General features: G+C 63.2%; 25 protein-coding genes and 1 pseudogene. 13 read left to right on the forward strand and 13 right to left on the reverse strand.

Annotated features, from left to right (window positions below; genetic code table 11):
- Positions 1–107: 107 nt before the first annotated feature.
- The 3 genes from AC1DMA_RS01430 to AC1DMA_RS01440 all read right to left on the reverse strand — a co-directional run bounded on the left by AC1DMA_RS01430 (position 108) and on the right by AC1DMA_RS01440 (position 2732).
- Entirely contained in the window at positions 108–1103 is a 996-nt protein-coding gene (locus tag AC1DMA_RS01430; RefSeq protein WP_478143007.1) for an FUSC family protein, read from the reverse strand.
- Entirely contained in the window at positions 1100–1576 is a 477-nt protein-coding gene (locus tag AC1DMA_RS01435) for a MarR family winged helix-turn-helix transcriptional regulator (RefSeq protein ID WP_478123263.1), read from the reverse strand. The genes AC1DMA_RS01430 and AC1DMA_RS01435 overlap by 4 nt, the downstream gene beginning before the upstream one ends.
- A gap of 115 nt (positions 1577–1691) precedes the next feature.
- A complete protein-coding gene (locus tag AC1DMA_RS01440; RefSeq protein ID WP_478143008.1) occupies positions 1692–2732 on the reverse strand; it encodes a class I fructose-bisphosphate aldolase in 1041 nt (346 codons plus the stop codon).
- A 150-nt stretch (positions 2733–2882) separates the two neighbouring features.
- On the opposite strand from AC1DMA_RS01440, the gene AC1DMA_RS01445 reads away from it, so the two are divergent.
- The 3 genes from AC1DMA_RS01445 (at position 2883) to AC1DMA_RS01455 (ending at position 4834) form a co-directional block, all read left to right on the forward strand.
- Positions 2883–3848, forward strand: a complete 966-nt coding sequence (locus tag AC1DMA_RS01445) for an AraC family transcriptional regulator (RefSeq protein ID WP_478143009.1) — start codon at positions 2883–2885, stop codon at positions 3846–3848.
- A 133-nt stretch (positions 3849–3981) separates the two neighbouring features.
- Positions 3982–4422 carry a cyclophilin-like fold protein gene (locus tag AC1DMA_RS01450; protein ID WP_478143010.1) on the forward strand — a complete coding sequence of 147 codons (441 nt, stop codon included), beginning with the start codon at positions 3982–3984 and terminating at the stop codon, positions 4420–4422.
- A 79-nt stretch (positions 4423–4501) separates the two neighbouring features.
- Entirely contained in the window at positions 4502–4834 is a 333-nt protein-coding gene (locus AC1DMA_RS01455; protein ID WP_478143011.1) for a hypothetical protein, read from the forward strand.
- Positions 4835–5008: 174 nt separating this feature from the next.
- On the opposite strand, the gene AC1DMA_RS01460 is transcribed toward AC1DMA_RS01455, so the two are convergent.
- Positions 5009–5203, reverse strand: a complete 195-nt coding sequence (locus tag AC1DMA_RS01460) for an aminoglycoside phosphotransferase (protein WP_478123258.1) — start codon at positions 5201–5203, stop codon at positions 5009–5011.
- Between the two features lie 325 nt (positions 5204–5528).
- On the opposite strand from AC1DMA_RS01460, the gene AC1DMA_RS01465 reads away from it, so the two are divergent.
- The 3 genes from AC1DMA_RS01465 (at position 5529) to AC1DMA_RS01475 (ending at position 7922) form a co-directional block, all read left to right on the forward strand.
- Positions 5529–6104: a DUF4142 domain-containing protein gene (locus AC1DMA_RS01465; RefSeq protein WP_478123257.1), complete on the forward strand. Its 576-nt coding sequence runs from the start codon at positions 5529–5531 to the stop codon at positions 6102–6104.
- Between the two features lie 85 nt (positions 6105–6189).
- Positions 6190–7119, forward strand: a complete 930-nt coding sequence (locus AC1DMA_RS01470) for a manganese catalase family protein (protein ID WP_478143012.1) — start codon at positions 6190–6192, stop codon at positions 7117–7119.
- A 128-nt stretch (positions 7120–7247) separates the two neighbouring features.
- Entirely contained in the window at positions 7248–7922 is a 675-nt protein-coding gene (locus tag AC1DMA_RS01475; RefSeq protein WP_478143013.1) for a protein-L-isoaspartate(D-aspartate) O-methyltransferase, read from the forward strand.
- Here the strand turns inward: AC1DMA_RS01475 and AC1DMA_RS01480 are convergent.
- The gene (locus tag AC1DMA_RS01480) at positions 7909–9030 is read right to left on the reverse strand and encodes a 3-deoxy-7-phosphoheptulonate synthase (protein ID WP_478143341.1); all 1122 of its coding nucleotides are present in this window, start codon (positions 9028–9030) and stop codon (positions 7909–7911) included. The genes AC1DMA_RS01475 and AC1DMA_RS01480 overlap by 14 nt on opposite strands.
- Positions 9031–9156: 126 nt before the next feature.
- On the opposite strand from AC1DMA_RS01480, the gene AC1DMA_RS01485 reads away from it, so the two are divergent.
- Together AC1DMA_RS01485 and AC1DMA_RS01490 are read left to right on the forward strand one after the other, a co-directional pair.
- On the forward strand, positions 9157–10365 hold the full coding sequence (locus AC1DMA_RS01485; RefSeq protein WP_478143014.1) for a serine hydrolase domain-containing protein: 1209 nt from the start codon (positions 9157–9159) through the stop codon (positions 10363–10365).
- A gap of 291 nt (positions 10366–10656) precedes the next feature.
- Positions 10657–10992: a cell envelope biogenesis protein TolA gene (locus AC1DMA_RS01490; protein WP_478123253.1), complete on the forward strand. Its 336-nt coding sequence runs from the start codon at positions 10657–10659 to the stop codon at positions 10990–10992.
- Positions 10993–10998: 6 nt separating this feature from the next.
- Here AC1DMA_RS01490 and AC1DMA_RS01495 read toward each other — a convergent pair whose 3' ends face one another.
- Positions 10999–12090, reverse strand: a complete 1092-nt coding sequence (locus AC1DMA_RS01495; protein WP_478123252.1) for a serine hydrolase domain-containing protein — start codon at positions 12088–12090, stop codon at positions 10999–11001.
- A gap of 32 nt (positions 12091–12122) precedes the next feature.
- Positions 12123–12320 carry a hypothetical protein gene (locus AC1DMA_RS01500; protein ID WP_478123251.1) on the reverse strand — a complete coding sequence of 66 codons (198 nt, stop codon included), beginning with the start codon at positions 12318–12320 and terminating at the stop codon, positions 12123–12125.
- Positions 12321–12440: 120 nt separating this feature from the next.
- Between AC1DMA_RS01500 and AC1DMA_RS01505 the strand changes: the two genes are divergently transcribed.
- The 5 genes and pseudogenes from AC1DMA_RS01505 to AC1DMA_RS01525 all read left to right on the forward strand — a co-directional run.
- A complete protein-coding gene (locus AC1DMA_RS01505; RefSeq protein ID WP_478123250.1) occupies positions 12441–12767 on the forward strand; it encodes an ArsR/SmtB family transcription factor in 327 nt (108 codons plus the stop codon).
- Positions 12768–12774: 7 nt separating this feature from the next.
- Positions 12775–13269 carry an arsenate reductase ArsC gene (locus AC1DMA_RS01510; protein WP_478123249.1) on the forward strand — a complete coding sequence of 165 codons (495 nt, stop codon included), beginning with the start codon at positions 12775–12777 and terminating at the stop codon, positions 13267–13269.
- 8 nt (positions 13270–13277) lie between these two features.
- Entirely contained in the window at positions 13278–13994 is a 717-nt protein-coding gene (locus AC1DMA_RS01515; protein ID WP_478123248.1) for an aquaporin, read from the forward strand.
- Positions 13987–14709 carry an arsenical resistance protein ArsH gene (gene arsH, locus AC1DMA_RS01520; protein WP_478123247.1) on the forward strand — a complete coding sequence of 241 codons (723 nt, stop codon included), beginning with the start codon at positions 13987–13989 and terminating at the stop codon, positions 14707–14709. Before AC1DMA_RS01515 ends, arsH begins: the two co-directional genes overlap by 8 nt.
- A gap of 21 nt (positions 14710–14730) precedes the next feature.
- Positions 14731–15271, forward strand: a pseudogene (locus AC1DMA_RS01525) (MFS transporter); the annotation flags it as partial.
- An 8-nt stretch (positions 15272–15279) separates the two neighbouring features.
- Here AC1DMA_RS01525 and AC1DMA_RS01530 read toward each other — a convergent pair.
- The 6 genes from AC1DMA_RS01530 to mltG form a co-directional block, all read right to left on the reverse strand.
- Positions 15280–15942: an ankyrin repeat domain-containing protein gene (locus AC1DMA_RS01530; protein WP_478123246.1), complete on the reverse strand. Its 663-nt coding sequence runs from the start codon at positions 15940–15942 to the stop codon at positions 15280–15282.
- Positions 15939–16745, reverse strand: coding sequence for a TatD family hydrolase (locus AC1DMA_RS01535; RefSeq protein WP_478123245.1), 807 nt, complete (start codon positions 16743–16745; stop codon positions 15939–15941). Before AC1DMA_RS01535 ends, AC1DMA_RS01530 begins: the two co-directional genes overlap by 4 nt.
- 82 nt (positions 16746–16827) lie before the next feature.
- Entirely contained in the window at positions 16828–17202 is a 375-nt protein-coding gene (locus AC1DMA_RS01540; RefSeq protein WP_478123244.1) for a PilZ domain-containing protein, read from the reverse strand.
- A complete protein-coding gene (locus AC1DMA_RS01545; protein WP_478143015.1) occupies positions 17199–18218 on the reverse strand; it encodes a DNA polymerase III subunit delta' in 1020 nt (339 codons plus the stop codon). Before AC1DMA_RS01545 ends, AC1DMA_RS01540 begins: the two co-directional genes overlap by 4 nt.
- Positions 18215–18874, reverse strand: coding sequence for a dTMP kinase (gene tmk / locus AC1DMA_RS01550; RefSeq protein WP_478143016.1), 660 nt, complete (start codon positions 18872–18874; stop codon positions 18215–18217). The genes AC1DMA_RS01545 and tmk overlap by 4 nt, the downstream gene beginning before the upstream one ends.
- Entirely contained in the window at positions 18871–19893 is a 1023-nt protein-coding gene (gene mltG, locus AC1DMA_RS01555; RefSeq protein WP_478123241.1) for an endolytic transglycosylase MltG, read from the reverse strand. The genes tmk and mltG overlap by 4 nt, the downstream gene beginning before the upstream one ends.
- Between the last annotated feature and the right edge of the window lie 5 nt (positions 19894–19898).

Here is a 19898-nt window from a genome sequence, read left to right on the forward strand (position 1 = left end):
GAACCCGCGTGGATACACGCGACCCGTAGGCGACTCCCGCGACTTCACACAGTGTTATCCACAGAATGGCGGCACAACTCCGGCGGGGGCAGCCCGCACGCAGCGGGTCAGGTCTGTTGCTGCTCGGCCACTCGGGCGAGACGTTGCATATCTTCGAGCAGAAGACGCAACGGGGCGGCGAGCAATGCGTCGGGAGCATCTTCGCCGCGCGCGCGGGTCGTAGCGCGCAAGGCGGCCAGATCGGGCTGGCCGCGCCCGGCGAGAACGTCCGCGACGCTTGCGAGCCCGGCGCTGACGGCCTGCGCCGCTTCGCCCGCGCAACGAAGCGGCTGCTGCTCACCCTTGACGCGCAGCACGCGGTTGAGCAGCGAGATGTCCTGCACGATGCGGCCGGTCAAGCCGACGATGTTCCTGTGGTGCCGCCCGTCGGCCGCAACATCCGCGCGTTTGAAGAACCGTGATGCCCGATCGGCGCTAGCTGCAAGTGTCGTCAGCCGATCGAGCGCCGCGCGAACAGCCGCGCCTGCTTTCTCCGCGTCGGACTCGTTGCGCGCCGCGCGCGCATCCGCTTGCTGCAGGAGATGCGCCAAGCGTCGAAGCAACGTCGCGCAACCTGCTCGAAGACGGTCGCCGGCACGGTACCTCGAAGAGGCCATGGCGATCGCCATCGCGACGGCCACGCCGATGAGAATCTGCGCCACCCGCAGCAATGCCACTTGCAACGGCGAATGGCCCGGCAGGCCTCCCGCCGCAAGAATGATCAACGCGGCGACTGGAGCGCTGCGCAGCCCAGGGCTCGCGGCACTGGCGAAAGACAGCAGCACGACCACCGTGAGCGTCGTCGCCAGCGCATGGGCGCCCATGTGCTGCAGGTAGACACCAATCAGCCCGCCAGTCACACCGATCAGCGTGCCCTTGGCGCGATCCCAGCCGGCGTCGAATGTGGATGCCGAATTCGGCCGCATCACGATGAGCGTGCTCATGACTGCCCAGAAGTGCTCGGGCAGACCGGCCAGGCTCGAAACGAAATAGGCGAGCACGACCGCGGCGGCGAGCTGCAGCCCATGGTGGCGCTTTTCGGCGTCCATCGAAAACCAGCTCATGCGGCCTCCGCGTCGTGTGTCTCAGCGGCGAGCACCTCGGAGATGCTTTCGATCAACGTGCAAGCCTCCAGCAGCACGGCGCGTTCGTGATCTCCGAGCGTGGTGCCGATGACCTTGGCCAGCGAAGCTTCGCCCGCGTGCACGGCGGCTGCGAGTCGCTTCGAGCCCGTCCGGGTCAGGCTCAGCAGCGATTGGCGCCCGTCGGATGCATGAGCCTTGCGGGCGATCCAGCCGTCTTCTTCGAGCTCTGCCAGCAGCCTCGTGAGAGATTGAAGCTTGACGCCTTCACGCGCTGCGAGATCGGTCGGCGTCATTGCGCCGGCGCGGTAGAGCTGGCCAATTGCACTCAGCTTTGCCGCGCTGAGGCCGCCTTGCTGCGGCGAAGGGCGCAAGCGCCGGGCCAGAAGGGTGACGGCCCCACGCAGGCGGATGGCGCAGTGTGCTGAATCGGGAGGAGGTTGGGTTCTGCTCATGCAAGGTACCAAGACGCGTCGTAGTTTTCCGGCTGCCGGATGCTAAGACATGTCTTGGTAGATCGCAACCGCAATCGCAATCGCAATCGACGATCAAATGGTCAACGGTAAAGATTCAACGATGCGCTGGCGCGCCGGCTGCATCTTCCATATCTGCGCTGTATGCCCCCTGGCTCGCGGCGGAATTCAGCCGTGCGCGCTTGAGCAATGCCTGCTGTGCCGCGCCGACATTGGCAGGGCGGCCCTGCCACGCCTGGAGCGCCGGGTCCTGCAATGCGCGTCCGTACGAATAGCTCAGGAGCCACGGGTGCGGCCCCAGTCGATTCAGCGCGTCGAGATTTGCTGTCGCCTCGGCGGGAGATTGTCCGCCGGACAGGAAGTTGATGGTCGGCACCGCGGCCGGCACGGTGCGCCGCAGTACGCGCAGGGTGTGCGCCGCGACTTCGTCGCACTTCGATTGCCGCGCCTGGGACTTGCCCGGAATCACCATGCTCGGCTTGAGGAACATGTGTTCGAGCGCCACGCCATGGCGATCCAGCGCATGGAAGACTTCGCGCAGAACCGTTTGCGTGACCTCGGCGCAGCGCGCCAGGGTGTGACTGCCGTCGATCAGCACTTCGGGTTCGACGATCGGCACCACATCGAGCTCCTGGCAGACCGCCGCATAGCGCGCCAGAGCCTCGGCATTGGCTTTGACGGCTGCGCGGCCGGGGAGGGTGTCGCTGATGTTGTAGACGGCGCGCCACTTTGCGAATCGTGCGCCATGTTGCTTGTAGCTTTCGAGGCGTTCGGCGAGCCCGTCCAGCCCTTGGGTGATCTCGTCGCCGGGCGAAAGCGCGAGCGGGATCTTGCCCGCGTCGACCTTGATCCCGGGCACGATGCCTTGTCTCGCCGCAAGCCGAGGCAGCGGCTCGCTATCGTCTGAAAGCTGGGTCAGCGTTTCCTCATAGAGGATGACGCCGCTGATGTACTGGCCGAGTCCCGGCGTCGAAAGGAGCAGGCTTCGGTATGCACGCCGGTTCTCCTCGGTTGAATCGACGCCGATCGTCTTGAAACGCTTGGCAATCGTCGGGCCGCTTTCGTCGGCGGCAAGAATGCCTTTGCCCTTCTGGGCGATCGCTTCGACGGTGGCCTGGAGTGCGGTGGGGTTGGTCATGGCAGTCCTCCGTGTGAGTCGTCCAGTCTCATACCGGAAGGTGCCGTGATGCAAGCCCGCCTTGCAGAATTATTGAAGATGTTTGCCCGATTCTCCGGCTGACTCCTGCAAGTGGAGACAAGCGCCGTCAAGATGCCTAAGCTTCGGTCCATGCTGACATCCACCCACAATGCATTGCGCAGCGATCGGCCTGACGATCAACTGCAAACCACCGTGATGAGGGCCGAACTTGCCGCCATGATCGACCGCATCACGGTCACTGACGGCGGCCATCAAACGGCCATACCGCGCCTGATGCTGGGCCGGGCGTCGCAAGTGCAGCATCCCGTTCACTCCATGCACGAGCCGGCGTTTTGCGTTCTGGCGCAAGGTAGCAAGCGCGTTTTGCTGAGCGACGAGGTCTACGTCTACGACAGCAGCCAATATCTCGTCGTGGCGCAGAACCTGCCGGTGGCAGGGCAGGTGGTCGATGCATCGCCCGAAGCACCGTACCTGGGCCTGCGCCTGAGCTTTGACGTCAAGGACATCGCAGCGCTCGCGCTGGAGATGAGGCTGGGTGAGGCGCTTCCGAAGCGGGCGTCCCAGCGAGGCATCTTCACTGGCGAGTTGTCGACCACGCTGCTGGACCCGGTGCTGCGGCTGACCAGGCTGCTCGACTCTCCCGAAGACATCCCCGCGTTGGCGCCGCTCATCACGCGGGAAATCTTGTACCGGGTGATGAAATCGCCGGATGGCTGGCGGCTGGCCCAGATGGCGGTCGTCGACGGCCACAGCCAGCGCATCGCCCAGGCGATCGGCGTGCTCTCGCGTCGCTTCCAGGAGCCGCTTCGCGTGGAAGACCTCGCGGACGAAGTCCACATGAGCGTGTCATCGCTGCATCAGCATTTCAAGGCGGTGACCGCGATGAGCCCGCTGCAGTTCCAGAAGCAGCTGCGCCTGCAGGAGTCGCGACGAATCATGATCAGCGAAGACGTGGACGCCGCCACGGCAGGGCACCGGGTGGGGTATGAAAGCCAGTCGCAGTTCAATCGCGAATACAGCCGTTTCTTCGGCTTGCCGCCTGCACGCGACATCAAGCGCCTGCGTGAGCTTCAGTTGGGGCGCGTGACCAGCTGAAGCGTTTGACGAGCGCGGCAGAGGCCGCAAAACCGTTCCCACGGCTTGCAAATGTCAGTGGCGCACCCGAAGCGGTGTGCCGCAGAAGGGCGTTCGTCCATCGACGCGCCCATTCAATTCGAAGAGGTCAATCATGAAGATTCATCTGAAGCTGAACGACAAGGTGATTCCGGCCACGTTGGCGGACAACAAGACGGCCGAGGAGTTCGTCGCCATGCTGCCCCTGACGATCACGATGCACGATCTGTTCAAGCGAGAGAAATTCGGGCCGTTGCCAGGCGCCATCTCGGGGACCGGCATGCGCACCGACCAAGGCTATGAAGTCGGCGACCTGATCTGCTGGGCTCCCGGGCCGGATCTCACGATCTTCTACGGGCACGACGGGCAGACGCTCAGTGGCGCTGTCCACGTCCTGGGAAAACTCGACTTCGGGGCAGAGGAGTTCGGCGTTGCCGGGCCGCTCACAGTAACCATCGAAGTGCCGGAGACGGATATCGATCAAACGACGCTCGATCTGCTGAGCGCTTGTCGCCAGCGCGCGTGCTCCAGTGTAGGTTGGCGGACGGCATCGTGAGGATGCGTCTTACACACAGGCTCTGACTGTCGACTCGAAATTGGCTGTTCGGCGGAATGCCTCCGATAAGGAGCAGCAAATGGATGCGCGAGAGCTTGTGCATAGACGACGTCGGCGCTATCAGCGGTTTTTCAGGCGTGCCTTCATGGTCGGGGCCGGTCTCGCGCTGGTCTTGTTCGGCGTGCCGCTCTTGTATCCAGCGCCCGTCGCGCCTTACGCGCCGGTGCCGAGCAACGCTACCACCGCAAGGCTGATTCCTTACGAGCTGGTTGACTCGCAGTTGCTGCTCGTGTCGATTCTGCTGGCCTTTGTGCTTTGGTCGCTCGCAGGCTGGATTACGGCGACGGTGTTGCTCTGGCTTGAATCCTTCAGAGACTCACATTCAGCGCGGCCGCGATTCCACACGCGGTGACATGTTGCGCGCTGAAGCGTGGCCGGCTATCTGCGGTGTTGCGGAGAAGGGAGTCTTGGAGAAGGAGTCTTCAGGCTCTGGATGATGAGCCGTTTGGACACGTTGAATCACGCCGGTTTGAGTTTACATAATATACATTGCATTCTTCGAATCGACGGCGACTCACCAGAGCCATCAATGCCCATTGCGCTGCGTTGTCCGGCCCGACCTCTGTCGTTCCAGTGCAATCGCGCCTTCCGCAAACGCGACGAGTTCGTCCGAAAGCGGCGCGCCAGGCACAAGGACACCCACGCGTTCGGCCAGCGCTTGCAACTGCGCGCGCAACGACTCCGCGTTCTCAGGGATCGGGATCTCCGCATCTTCAGGCATGGCAAGTCCTTTGGTCCACAGCACTTGCAGACCTTGCTTCGATGCAATCACCCAGCACGTAGGAGACGAACCCGCAGCGCCACCGGCGAACGCAGCGGCTATCGAATTTCAGCGTGGAGACAGCTTCAGAGACACCGGCATTTCATGCACAGCTGCCCGCAAGATTTGCGGCATTCCTTGCGAAGACATCGCTGTCCGATGGGCTCCTGGAGCCTCTCTCCAGCGACCAGGCGCGTTTTGGCGGATGGCACGCTCGTTGCACACCGGCAGTTCCCATCCACCAAACAAGGCGCCACTTCGCCTGCCAACCATTGGAGTGCTCACCATGATTCGACCAGCGGCTCTCGCCTTGATCACGGCCTTCGTCGCGCAAGCGGCCTTGGCTCCACAACCCATCCATGCGCAGCCCGCGCGCTCATCCGACGCGTCATCGTCGTTGTCCTCCAACAAGCTTTCGCGCACGGACACCAACGCGCTCAAAGATATGGCGCAAGCCAACATCAACGAAGTCGCGGCCGGCAAGGTCGCCTTGCAGAACGCGCAGAGCCCGCAAGTCAAGCAGTTCGCGCAAATGATGATCGACGACCACACCACCGGCCTGAAAGAAGTCCAGCAGGTAGCTGAAACCAAGGGCGTGAAGCTGCCCGATGGGCCGGACGTGATCCACAAGACGGAGTCCAAGGCGATGTCGAGCCTGCATGGCGCGGAGTTCGACCGGCAATACATGAAGAAGGCCGGCGTCTCCGATCACCGCAAAGTGCATGACCAGCTTGAAAAAATCAGCAAGAACGCGAAAGACAGCGACGTGAAGAACCTCGCCGAGAAGATGCTGCCGGTGGTCGACGGCCATCTTCAGCACGCCCAGAGCATGAGCCGCGACGGCGGCAGTGCCAAGCCCTGACAGTCCGCCGCCGATCGCTCGCCTGCTCTCGAAAGCGGTCCGGCATCAAACGTTTTTTCCACCCCCTCCAAAGCAAGGAGCTTTCATGTTTTCACACAACAAGCGACTGCAATACACGGTTCGAGTGAGCGAGAGCAATCCCGGTCTCGCCAACCTCATGCTGGAGCAGTTCGGCGGGCCGCAAGGCGAATTGGCTGCGGCGTGCCGCTATTTCACGCAGGCATTGGGCGATGGCGATCCAGGCCGCAAGGACATGCTCTTCGATATCTCCACCGAGGAGCTGAGCCACCTCGAAATCATCGGCACCATCGTCGGCATGCTCAACAAGGGCGCAAAGGGCCAACTGGCAGAGGGAGTCGAAGAGCAAGGCGAGCTCTACCGCACCATCACCGCAAACGGCAATGACAGCCACGTGACGCAGGTGCTCTATGGCGGTGGCCCGCCGCTGGTCAACTCTGCAGGCGTTCCGTGGACGGCCGCCTACATCGACACCATCGGCGAACCAACCGCGGACCTGCGTTCGAACATCGCCGCCGAGGCACGCGCCAAGATCGTGTACGAGCGCCTCATCAATCTCACCGATGACCCTGGCGTGCGCGACGCCCTCACCTTCCTGATGACGCGCGAAATCGCGCACCAGAAGTCGTTCGAAAAAGCGCTCTATTCCATCGAACCCAACTTCCCGCCGGGCAAGCTGCCGGGCGATCCGCGCTTCACCAGCGTGTACTACCGCATGTCGAACGGCGGCGATGGCATGCGCGGTCCCTGGAACCAGGGCGGGCAGTGGAACTACGTGCCGATGACGCAGGAATCCTCGCCGGTAGACGGCGGCGATGGCATGGCGACGGTCTCGCTGGGCGAGGAGGAAATGTCGACGGTGCAGCAGATGGCCGCGCGCACGCAGTCGCAGAGAGATGGCGACCCCACCACGGGTGCGGAACTGGGCCAGGGCCAAACGGCCGAGACCATGAACCCGGTCGACAGCGCGGCTGTCTCGGGCAAACCCGTGGCCTGAAGGCGGCGGCATTCGCCGATTCATCGGCCGCGGCCGGCCGAGGTCGGCCCGATGCACGCGCGAAGGCATGCGTGCATCAGGGTTTCCGGGTTGAAGTTGCCGAAGTGCTTTGCTCAAATGACGGGATCATGAGCGAGACGGACTTCACGATGCTGCGGCAGCGAATGATGGCCGAGATCGCCGCCAAGACGATCTTCTCGACCACGTACCTGGGCAAGGCTGCGCTGGCACCGCGAGTCATGAAGGCCTTGGCAACGGTGCCGCGCCACGCCTTCGTGCCCATTGAGCTTCAGCCTTACGCCTACGTCGACTCCCCTTTGCCGATCGGCTTTCACAAGACGATTTCGCAACCGTTCATCGTCGCGGTGATGACCGACCTGCTCGGCGTACAACCGACCGACACCGTGCTCGAAATCGGCACTGGCCTGGGCTACCAATCGGCCATCTTGGCGGAACTGGCGCACCGGGTTTACTCTGTTGAAATCATCGAGGAACTGGCCGAACAAGCGGAACAACGGCTCGCCGACGAAGGCTACGACAACGTCCAGATCAGGATCGGAAATGGATGCCAGGGCTGGCCCGAGCGCGCGCCCTTCGACAAGATCATGGTGACGGCGGCCCCTGAGCTGATTCCGCCGGCCCTCATCTATCAACTGAAGCCCGGCGGAACAATGGTCATACCCGCCGGATTGCCCGACGCCCAGCAGCTCATCCAGCTCAAGAAAGACGCACAGGGTTCGGTGACCACCCGGGAAATCTTCCAGGTGCTTTTCTCGACACTCGAAGACGTCACCTCGACGTGAGTCGTCGGCTGCGGACCGCGCTTGCCAGTTGGTCCAGCACCGGAACGGTCTGCGCGAAGCTGATGCAGGCATCGGTGATCGAGACGCCATGCTTGAGCGGGACGCCGGTGACGAGGTCCTGCCGCCCTTCCTCCAGATTGCTTTCGATCATGATGCCGGTGATGCGCCGATCGCCTTCGGAGATCTGCTGCGCTACGTCTTGCGTCACGACGATCTGGCGCTGATGCTGCTTGCTGCTGTTGCCGTGAGACACGTCGATCATGACCTGCTCCCTCAGACCACTGGCGCGCAGCGCCTCGCAGCTCGCAGCCACGTCGGCGGCCGAATAGTTCGGCGATTTGCCGCCGCGCAGGATCACATGGCAGTCGTCGTTGCCGCGCGTCTCGAAAATCGCCGCCATTCCCATCTTGGTCATGCCCATGAAGGCATGCGGCGCCCTTGCAGCGAGGATGGCGTCGGCGGCCACCTTGATGCTGCCGTCGGTTCCGTTCTTGAAGCCGACCGGGCAACTGAGCCCCGAGGCGAGCTGGCGGTGGCTCTGGCTTTCGGTGGTGCGAGCGCCGATGGCGCCCCAAGCGATGAGATCGGCGATGAATTGAGGGCTCAACAGGTCGAGAAACTCGGTGCCGGTCGGCAGCCCCAGCAGCGTCAGTTCACGCAGCAGGCGCCGCGCGCGCTCCAGGCCCTCGTTGATCGCGAAGCTGCCATCCAGATGCGGGTCGTTGATGTAACCCTTCCAGCCGACGGTGGTTCGCGGCTTCTCGAAATACGTGCGCATGACAATCAAGAGATCGTCTTCAAGATCGTCGGCCGCCTTCTTCAAGTGGTGGGCGTATTCGATGGCCTGGTCATGGTCATGGATCGAGCAGGGTCCGACCACGACGATCAACCTGTCGTCGCGTCCATGCAGGATGTCGGCGATGGCCGACCGGCTGTCCTCCACCAGCGCAAGCGTCTCGTCCAGCACCGGCACCCTCTCCTGCAGAAGCGCGGGCGTCATCAGCGGACGCACGGCGCCGATGCGCACGTCGTCGATGCGCGTGGTGTCAATGGTGCTGTCGCGGGAGCCGATCTCGGCGTCGTGGAGAGGATCGTCGAGCTTCGGCATAGGAATCGGCATGGCATCGGTTGAGAAAGCCGACATTTTCCATCACGAGAACTTCGGAAAAGGTGATTCGGATTGTGTTTGGGTGTTCAATGCGCAGGCTCGACGCATCAACAAGGGATTTGCAGCATGAAGTTTGGAAGGATCGTCCTCGGAACAGTGGCCGTGGTTGCCGTCGCCGGTGCAGCGGGCTGGTTCAGCCTCGACAAGGAAACCCGCGCGTTGATCGCCACGATGCCGACCGACCGCGACCTGCTGTTCTGGAGCCAGCCGCAGCGCGATGCTGCATTCCGTGCGCTCGACCGTCTGCCGGTGCTCGCCAAGGCACACGTCGTGGACGCCGGCCCCACGCCCTCGCCTCTTCCGCCAGGCGCGCCACTGACGCTGCCGCTCGACGTCAATGCCTTCATGGCGGAGCAAAGGAGCGCTGCGGTCGTCATCCTGCACGACGGCAAACTTCGCCTGGAGCGCTACGGACTGGGCTTCGACCGCGAGGGACGATGGACGAGCTTCTCGGTTGCCAAATCGATCACCTCCACCCTGCTCGGCGCCGCAGTCCGTGAGGGCAAGATCCGCAGCCTCGATGACAAGGTCAGCGACTACATCCAGGAGATGAAGGGTTCGGCGTATGACGTCGTCAGCATCCGCCAATTGCTGACGATGACCTCCGGCGTTCGCTGGAACGAAGACTACGCCGATCCGGACTCCGACGTCGCGCGCTTCAACAACCACAAGCCCGAGCCCGGCGTCGATGCGCTCGTGAGCTACCTGCGCCGACTGCCGCGTGCCGCGCCGCCCGGCACCCATTGGAACTACAGCACGGGCGAAACCAACCTCGTGGGCGTGCTGCTGGCCCGGGCCATTGGCAAGCCGCTGGCTAGCTATCTCTCGGAAAAAATCTGGGTGCCGGCCGGCATGGAGCAAAAGGCGACATGGCTTCTGAGCAGCACCGGGCAGGAAATCAGCGGTTGCTGCATCCAGGCGGCGACGCGCGACTTCGCGCGCTTCGGCCAGTTCATCCTCGATGGTGCGCGTGTCAACGGGCAGCCGGTGGTCGCGGACGGCTGGCTGGCCGAAGCGACCACACGCCGCGCGGACATCGGCCAGCCCGGCCGCGGCTATGGCTTCCAGTGGTGGACCTACGACGACGGCAGCTTCGCGGCGCGCGGCATCTTCGGCCAGGGGATCTTCGTCGACCCGAAGCGCAGACTGGTGATTGCGTCCAACGGTGACTGGCCGGTCGCGACAAGCCGCGCCGAGAGCGCCGCGCGCGAAGCCTTCTACAAGGCCGTGCAGAAGGCGATCGACGACGAAGCGGCGGGCAAGCCCGGCAGCTAGTAGCGCGTTTGTCCCATTGGGAGTCTGGCAAAAAGTCGGCCACCCCAAGGCGGCCGAAAGCCCCAGCTCGCCTGGGACCAAAGGAAACTACCTTGTTGTCAGGCACGAGGCGTGTCGATTGTCGAAAAGAAGCGCCGGCCGGGCTATCCCTGCGGGCACGTACGTGTTGCTAGGTGGTGGCCGGGATTTACCCGCCATGAGGGCGGATGAAGAATGGACTCGCTTGTGATCGAACATTGGCGCGGTCGCGGCGAGAGTCTGGTCCAGTCAACATTCATCAAGGAGCACGCAATGAACAAAACTCTTGCAATCATGCTCGCCGCGTTTGCGGCGACCGGTGGTGCGTACGCCCAGAACCCGCCGGGCGCTTCATCGCAGGAGCAGGTCATCACCAACAGCAAGCCGCAGCAACGCGCGCAGGCGAAGGACAATGCAAAAAAGCACGGCGGCGACAAGAAGATCGGCGGCGACGAAATCAACTCGGCCGAGAACGACGACTTGGGCTCGGGCAAGGCAGCAGCGGCCGGACAGACAAAGGCCAATACCCGCATGAAGAAGAATTCAAAGGACAACGCTGCCCAATATCCTGCTCCGCCCAACACCCCCGGCATGCCAGCAGCCAAGTAGCTCGCTTCATCCGGCGACGGCCACGATCTGGGCGACGACAGCCATGACGGCATTGGTTTGCGCGCTCAGTTCACCGGGAGGGGGATTGCTCGCCGTGGTCATCACGGCGAGTCGAAGAGAAGGTACGACAAGCGCAAACTGAGCGCCATAGCCCCAGGCCCACGCAACCGGGCGACCGCTCAGATTGCCCGTAAACCACAGACAGCCGTAGCCGGCCTTCTGTATGGGCCTCGCACTCCATGTGGTGGAAACTTGAAAGGTCGTGCTGGTCTTGACCCAGTCTGAGGGCACGATCTGCTTGTCGCCCCATCGCCCGTCATTGGCCATCACCCATCCAATTTTTGCAAGATCGCGTGCTCGCAAGCGCAGGCCTCGGTAGCTCATGAAGTTTCCGGCTCTGTCGCGCGCTGCCCCAACCCGCTCGATGCCCAACGGACCGAACAGATCGCGCTGCGCAAACTGGTCCACCGGCATGCCTTGCGCTTGAACAAGGATTGGGGACAGCAAGGAAACCGCAGCATCGTTGTAGACCCACTTTCCTACCGTTTGCGGATCGAATGGAAGGCTCAATGCAAAGGCGACGGGGTCGTCTGCCGTGTCCAAGGCACGTATTGCGGTTCGATAGTCGTAAACCAGACCGGAGGTGCCGGTGAGAATTTGTTCGAGCGTGATCGAGAGCGCAGGCGCGCCCGGCGCTTTCGCTGCTGCTGAAGGCAGGAGAGTCGCGACCGTCTCCGAAAGACCCTTGATCCTTCCCTGGTGAATCGCGATTCCGACGAGCATCGAAGCGACGCTCTTGGTGACCGAGTTCACCCCCTGCAAGTCTGCAGCGGTCACGCCGCCAAGGTATTGCTCCGCAACAAGAGCCCCGTTCTTGACAACGACAACGCTCCTGAGGGCGGCGACCGAGCGAGCATCGGCCAAGACTTTCTGAAGGGCTGCCCGATCGATGACTGCGCCTCCCTTTGGTTCGCCCCAATCCTCATCGTTCTTGGAGTTTTCGGCAGCAACACTCGAACTCAGCCGTGACAGCGCACCAAGCGCAAACGCCAGATTGCCAGTGACGAATCCACGGCGTGACGTGGCGTTGCTCTGCATGGTTGTCCGGCTCTTTCAAGTCACGCGTCGATTCATCGGCGACGACCCAGCAGCATCGCCGCAAGAGGGATGGTGGTCAGCAATCCGACGGCCACCAGCGTCCATCCGATGCTTTTGCGCTGCTCTTCATTGAGCTTGTCGGAAAGCAGCAGGCCGACCCCGGCTCCCAATGCCCCGCGGGTCCCTGCCAACAGGGCGAGTTCGGGCAAATGAACTTCAGTTGTGATCACGGAAGAACTCCTTTCATGCCAGGAAACTGGTTTTGAGTATGCGCCGGAGGTGTCCATTTTGTCTTGGTCGCGCGCAAGTAGGCCTTGACCAGAAGATGACGATTCCAGTATTCTCGAATAATGGAATCGAATGAAGTCGTCCGCGCCCTTGCCGCCCTCGCACATCCGGTGCGCCTGGAAGTTTTTCGCGCCTTGGTGGCTGCGGGTCACGGCGGCCTCACGCCGGGAGTCATCCAGGCGGCGCTCGACGTGCCGCCCGCGACCTTGTCGTTTCATCTCAAGGAACTGGCGAATTCAGGCCTTGCGACGCAGGAACGCGCAAGCCGCAACGTCGTCTATCGCGCAGCGTACGAGAACATGAACGCGCTGCTTGCCTACCTCACCGAAAACTGCTGCCAGGGACAAGATTGCGCGGTCGAGACGGCGGCCGACGCCTGCAAGTGCTGAGCGCTTCATGACGACGCACGTTCTCATCCTCTGCACGCACAACTCCGCTCGGAGCGTATTGAGCGAAGGCATGCTCAATCAATGGGCCCAAGCCTTGAACAAGGACGTTCGCGCATTCAGCGCCGGCAGTGCGCCGAGCGGCCAACTCAATCCGTTCGCACTGGAGGTGTTGGGCAAGGCGGGCGTCGACACCGCAGGCTACCGAAGCAAAAGCTGGGACGAGTTCACGGCGCCAGACGCGCCAAAGATGCGCATCGTCATCACCGTGTGCGACAGCGCCGCGGCGGAGACTTGTCCCTACTGGCCGGGCAGCCCCGTCAAGATGCACTGGGGATACCCGGATCCTTCGAACGCAGCGGGCGGCGACGAGGGCAAGCGCATGGCTTTTGAACTCACGCGCCAAGCCATCGGCTATCGCATGCTGCAATTGCTGCAACTGCCACTCGACGACATGAGCAACGTCGAGTTGCAGAAAGCCCTCGAAATGATCTCAAGGACTTAGGGCCCGACGTGAGCGAAGTCTTGCGCAAACTGCTGGCCGAAGCCCTCGGCACTGCCCTTCTGCTGACCGTTGTCATCGGCTCGGGAATAATGGCCGAGCGGCTGGCAGGCGGCAATCTTGCCATTGCACTGCTGGCGAACACTCTCGCCACCGTCGGCGGCCTCTACATCCTCATCGAGGTGTTCGGTCCCGTGAGCGGTGCCCATTTCAACCCGGCGGTGTCCCTGGTGATGGCAGGCCGCGGCGCAATGCGGCGCGGCCTCGTCATGCCCTACATCGTCGTCCAACTTCTTGGCGCGATGCTCGGCGCGTGGCTTGCGCACGCCATGTTCGACGCCAGCATTTTTCAGTTGTCGACCAAGGTCCGCAGCGGCACGGGCCAGTGGATTGCCGAAGCGGTCGCGACCGCGGGGTTGCTGCTGGTGATCCTGCGCGCGCCGCCGAGCCGGGTGGCGGCCATGGTGGCCTGCTACATCGGTGCGGCGTACTGGTTCACGGCATCGACTTCGTTTGCCAATCCCGCAGCGGCGTTCGGCCGGATGTTCAGCAACAGCTTTGCCGGAATCGCGCCGTCCAGCGTGCCTGCTTTCGTGGCCGCCGAACTCGTAGGCGCCAGCATCGGCGTCGCGATTCACGGCGCGCTGAGCTTTCGTGAAGCTGAAAAGCCAACCATCACCACCCCCGACGAAATACTCGTCGCCGACGACCACATGCACCGTGTTTGAAAACCCTCCCACCTTCCCCGCGCTCCGCACCGAACTGTTCGACGTTCCCACACCAGACCGCCTGAAAGCGCATGAACCATCGCTGCATCGGCCGCGATTTCTTTTGCTCTACGGCTCCTTGCGCGAACGCTCGTACAGCCGCTTGCTGACCTACGAGGCCGCGCGCCTGCTCGAGGCCATGGGCGGCGAAGTGAAAGTGTTCAACCCCATGGGCCTGCCCCTTCCTGACGGTGCTCCCGACACGGATCCGAAGGTGCAAGAGCTGCGCAAACTTGCTGAGTGGGCCGAGGGAATGGTCTGGACCTCACCCGAGCGGCACGGTGCAATGACCGGCATCATGAAGTCGCAGATCGACTGGATCCCGCTCGCAATGGGCGCGGTGAGGCCCACGCAAGGCAAGACGCTCGCGGTAATGCAAGTCTCGGGCGGCTCCCAGTCCTTCAACGCGGTCAACCAGATGCGCGTGCTCGGCAGATGGATGCGCATGCTGACCATCCCGAATCAGTCGTCCGTGGCCAAGGCTTTTCTCGAATTCGACGAGTCGGGCCGCATGAAGCCCTCCAGCTACTACGATCGCGTGGTCGACGTGATGGAGGAGCTTTTCAAGTTCACGCTGCTCACGCGCGATATCGGCCCCTATCTGGTGGACCGGTACAGCGAGCGCAAGGAAAGCGCGGAAGAGCTTTCCAAAAGGGTCAATCAACGGGCCATCTAACGTGGAGAGGTCTCCGGAGAGATGGCCGAAATGACACAGCGCCGGATCGTTGCGGCCCTCGGGACCGCTCAGACGCTGGCTTGGGCATCCTCCTATTACCTCTTGGCGATGCTCGCCGCGCCCATGGCTCGGGATCTGGGCCGGGTTTGCCGCGCTCGTGCGCACCTACGGACATGATTCGCGCGGCGCAATCACAGGCATCACCCTGCTGGCAGGCTTCGCCAGCACCGTTGGTTGGCCGCTCACGGCTTTCCTGGAGACACAGTTCGGCTGGCGAGGAGCCTGTCTTGCCTGGGCCGCGCTGCACCTGGTAGTGGGCGTGCCGCTCGATGCTTGTTTGCCGAAAGTGCCCAGGGCGAGCGTGGCCCAGCCTGAACACGAGACGCCCCAACTGAATCCGACTCGGACTGAGGACAGCGGAAAGTCCAACGCACGATTCATCGGTTGGCTGCTGGCATTCGTCTTCGCCGCGACGTGGTTCATCAGCACGGCGATGGCGGCGCATCTGCCTCGCCTGCTCCAGTTGACTGGCGCGACGAGAGGAGCGAAAAGCATAGGAGCGCGCAGCGCTCACCATTTGCCGTCAGCAGGCTTCTTCGGCTGCGTGGCCGCGGACAGCATCTGCAGGGCGTCAGTCCGGTTGGCCTTCTTTGCGAAATCGGCCGCCGTCATGCCTTGCTCGTTTTTCATCAGCGGGTCGGCGCCCTCGTCGAGCAGCAGTTTGACCGCCGCAGCCGAGCCATACATCGAAGCCATCATCAGCGGCGTGGTGCCATTCGGCGACTGCGCATTGATGAAGGCATCCTTGTCCAGCAGCAGCTTCATGATTTCGACGTGCCCGTTGGTCGCTGCGTAGTGCAGAGGCGTCCAACCAGGCTTGTTGATGTCCGCGTCTCGCTCGATCAGCTTCATGACCACATCTTGTTGGCCCTTGATAGCGGCCAGCATCAAAGGGCTTTCGTCCTTTGAATTGCGTGCTTCGACGTCGGTCTTGGGCCACTCCAGCAGCACCTGGATCACCTTGGGTGAAGGCTCGCGCATCGCGATCAAAAGGCCGGTCTGACCGTGCTCGTCACGCGTGTTCGGATCGAAACCCCTGTTCAGCAAGCTCTTGACGCCGCCCGCGTTGTCAGAGCGGACGGCTCTGAAAAAATCGCTGAACGAATCAGCATGAGAAGAAAAAGATATAGCAATGACAATGAGATAGATGAGATTCTTGAAGTATTTCTTCATGTTTTTACCCCGGCAAACAGGGTCTCGAAGTTGTCGCTGGTGGCCTTGGCAATGGCCTCGACAGGCAGCTTGCGCAGTTCAGCGATTTGTTGCGCCACATAGGGCACATACGAGGGGTTGTTGGTCTTGCCGCGGTACGGCACGGGCGCGAGATACGGGCTGTCGGTTTCGATCAGCATGCGGTCGAGCGGCACGAAGGCCGCCACGTCCCGCAGGTCCTGCGCCTTCTTGAAGGTCAGGATGCCCGAGAAGGAAATGTAGAAGCCGAGGTCGAGCGCAGCACGAGCCACTTCTGCGGTTTCGGTAAAGCAATGGAAGACACCGCCCGCGGCCTTGGCGCCGCCATCCTCGCCCTCTTCCTTCAGGATGGCCAAAGTGTCCGCCGACGCTTCGCGCGTGTGGATGATGAGTGGCTTGCGCGTCTGCTGGGCAGCGCGAATGTGCACGCGGAACCGGTCGCGCTGCCATTCGAGATCGGCAATGCTGCGGCCACCCTTGCGTTCTTCCATCTGGTAGTAGTCGAGTCCGGTTTCGCCGATGGCGACGACTTTCGGCAGCGCCGATCGCCGCACGAGATCCTCGACCGTGGGCTCGGCGATGTCTTCGTTGTCCGGATGGACGCCTACGGACGCCCAGAAGTTGTCATAACCAGCCGCGAGGGCCTGCACGTCGTCGAATTCTTCGAGCGTGGTGCAGATGCAGAGCGCCCGATCGACCTGCGCGGCAGCCATGGCGGCGCGGATCTGCGGCATCTGGTCCGCGAATTCGGGAAAGGTGAGGTGGCAGTGGGAATCGGTAAACATCGCGGAATCGGAATGTTGGATTGCGGCGCGTGGGGCGCCGCGTACGGTCCGCTGTCCGCGTCGGGAAAGAGCGGGGCCCGGATCAGATGGTTTGGGTTGGCCGGTCGGATGCCATCGTGCCGCCGAGCGCCTCTTCGATGCGCAACTTCAACTGTCGCGACTTCTCATCCGACGGAAAACGGATGCCCACGCCCGGCGCCCGGTTTCCGGCGGCACGGGCCGGGGTGATCCACGCCACTTTGCCTGCAATCGGATAGCGCTGCGGATCGTCGGGCAGCGTGAGGAGCACATAGACGTCGTCGCCGAGCCGGTATTCCCGCGACGTCGGAATGAAGATCCCGCCTTCAGCGAACAAGGGAATGTAGGCCGCGTAGAGCGCCCCTTTTTCCTTGATGGCGAGCTGGATGACGCTGGGCCTGACAGGCGCGGACGGGGCGGGTGTGGCTGGTGTGTTCATGGGCGGCGGCGTGCCGAGTTTAGGGTGGTTCGCGCCTCGCTCACAAGCGCCTCGATCATGAGTCCCGCATTGAAAGGATGTTCTGCGGTTTTTGCCGCATTCGCGAGCGACCTCGACCAGCGGGCCAAAGCCATCCGCGACGGCGGCAGCGGCAAGTCTGCCGCGTCGAAAAACCGCGGTGCGGCACCACTGTCCGCAGCCATCAGGTCATGGCAGAGTTTTTGGAGCGCCCCAATGGCTTGCGCCGGTGCGCGGTCGGCCAGGGCGCTGACATCTCCGCGCGACATGGCCTTCGGCAACATCCCCCAGGCCTGGGGCGACTGCCCCTGGCTCGCCAGTCGCAAGGCATCGCTCGGGCGGCCGCCTGCAGCGCGCAGTAACGCGACGGCGTCGCCCGCGGGTATGCCCTGCTCGACCAGCCAGTCCCGCGCCTCGCCCTCTTCCGGCCACGGCAGCGTGAAGCCGAGGCAGCGGCTGCGGATGGTCGGCAGCAGCTGCCAGGCCGCCTCGCTCGCGAGCACGAAGCGCACATCGCCGACAGGCTCTTCCAGGGTTTTCAGCAGCGCGTTGGCGGTGATGGTGTTCATGCGCTCGGCCGGATACACGAACACGACCTTTCCGCGGCCCCGCGCACTCGTGCGCTGCGCAAAGCCGACGGCATCGCGCATGGCTTCGACGCGAATCTCGCGGCTTGGCTTTCGCTTCTTGTCGTCGATGTCGGACTGCGCCTTTTCATCGAGCGGCCAGCCGAGTTCCTGCATGGCGACCTCGGGCATGAGCATGCACAGGTCGGCGTGCGTTCGAACCTGAATGGCGTGGCAGCTTGGGCAATGGCCGCAGGCGCCGCGTCCGTGCGTTTCGTCCGGGTTCTCGCACAGCCATGCGGCAGCCAGCGCGAGGCCCAGTTCATATTGGCCGAGGCCCGACGGACCTTGCAGCAGCCACGCATGTCCGCGTTGGCGCAGCAGTTCGGCCAAGGGTTTGCGCAACCAGGGAGACAGGGTGTCCGCGTTCAAGGCGCACTTTCGATCGGTGGGCTGACAAGACCACGCCGTGCCAGTTCCTGCTCGATCTGCTGCCACACGCGTTCACGGGGTTGCGCGGCATCGATGCGGGCGAAGCGCGGCGCACGCTCTGCGCGTTCGGCGTAGCCAGCCGCCACACGGCGAAAGAACTCGACCGGCTGCGACTCGAACTTGTCCGGCACGCGTGCTCCGGCCAGGCGCTCGGCGGCGGTTTCAGGCGCCAGGTCGAACCACAGCGTGATGTCGGGCTGAAGCAGCGCGCCGTCTAGGGACGCGGGCTGCGACTGCACCCATTCTTCAAGGACTGAAAGCACGAGCGGATCAAACCCTCGCCCGGCCCCCTGGTAGGCGAATGTCGCATCGGTGAAGCGATCGCAAAGCACCACGTCGCCTCGCGCCAGAGCCGGCACGATGACTCGCACGACATGGTCGCGCCGCGCCGCGAACACCAGCAGCGTTTCGGTCAGCGCATCCATCGGCTGATCGAGGATCTGCGTGCGCAGCGTTTCGGCCAATGGGGTGCCGCCGGGCTCGCGCGTGCGAGTGACCTGCCGCCCCTGCGCCTTGAAGAGCGCTTCGAGCGCATCGATGTGGCTCGATTTGCCGGCACCGTCGATGCCTTCGAGTGTGAGGAAAAGCCCCTTCATTGACCACTCCGCTGGTTCGGATCGGTAGCGCCGCGCTGATAGCGGTTCACCGCCCTGTTGTGCTCATCGAGTGAGCCGCTGAACTGGCTGGTTCCGTCCCCGCGGGAAACGAAATACAGCGACTTGCTCTGCGCCGGCTGTACCGCGGCAAGCAAAGCAGCCTTGCCCGGCATTGCGATCGGGGTCGGCGGCAGGCCGTTGTGCGTGTAGGTGTTCCACGGGGTGTCCGTCTGCAAATCCTTCTTGCGCAGATTGCCGTCGAAGCGCGTGCCCATGCCATAGATGACGGTGGGATCGGTCTGCAGCGGCATTCCGATGCGCAGCCGGTTGTGAAAGACCGCGGCAACCTCGGCGCGGTCCTGGGCCTTGCCTGTCTCCTTTTCGACAATGCTGGCGAGGATCAGCGCCTCATCGGGCGTTTTGACGGAGATATTCGGTGAACGAGCGGCCCACGCGGCGTCGAGCTTCTTGTCCATCGCGCGCATGGCCCTCTGGAGCAACGCGAAGTCCGTCGATCCTTTGGAATAGGTGTAGGTGTCAGGGAAGAAGCGCCCCTCCGGGTGCATCCCCGCCCTGCCGAGGCGCGCCATGATTTCCTCGTCGGATTGACCCAGCGTGTCGGGCTTCAACTGGTCCGCCTTTGCCAATGCAGCGCGTACCTGACGGAAGTTCCAGCCTTCGACGAGCACAAGGCTTCGCGTTGCCTCTTCGCCGCGCACGAGCACGCTGAGCAGCGTTCGGGGCGTGATGCCCCGGTCCAATTCGTAGCTGCCGGCGCGCATTTGCCGGTCTTGACCGGAAAAGCGAAACCACAAATAGAGCAGTTGGGGCGGTACGTCGACGCCCGTATCGACGACGGCTTGGGCGATGCCCTTGGGCGTGGTGCCAGGCTCGATCGACAGATCGACGCTCGGCGCCGGCAAACGCAGCGGCTGATTGAGCCACCAAAGCCCCGCCGCGCCGAGACCCAGCGCGACAAAGGATGCCAGCAGAAAAATGGTGAGAAAGAAGCGACGCACGGATT

Source organism: Variovorax sp. 05N34 (assembly GCF_056397405.1).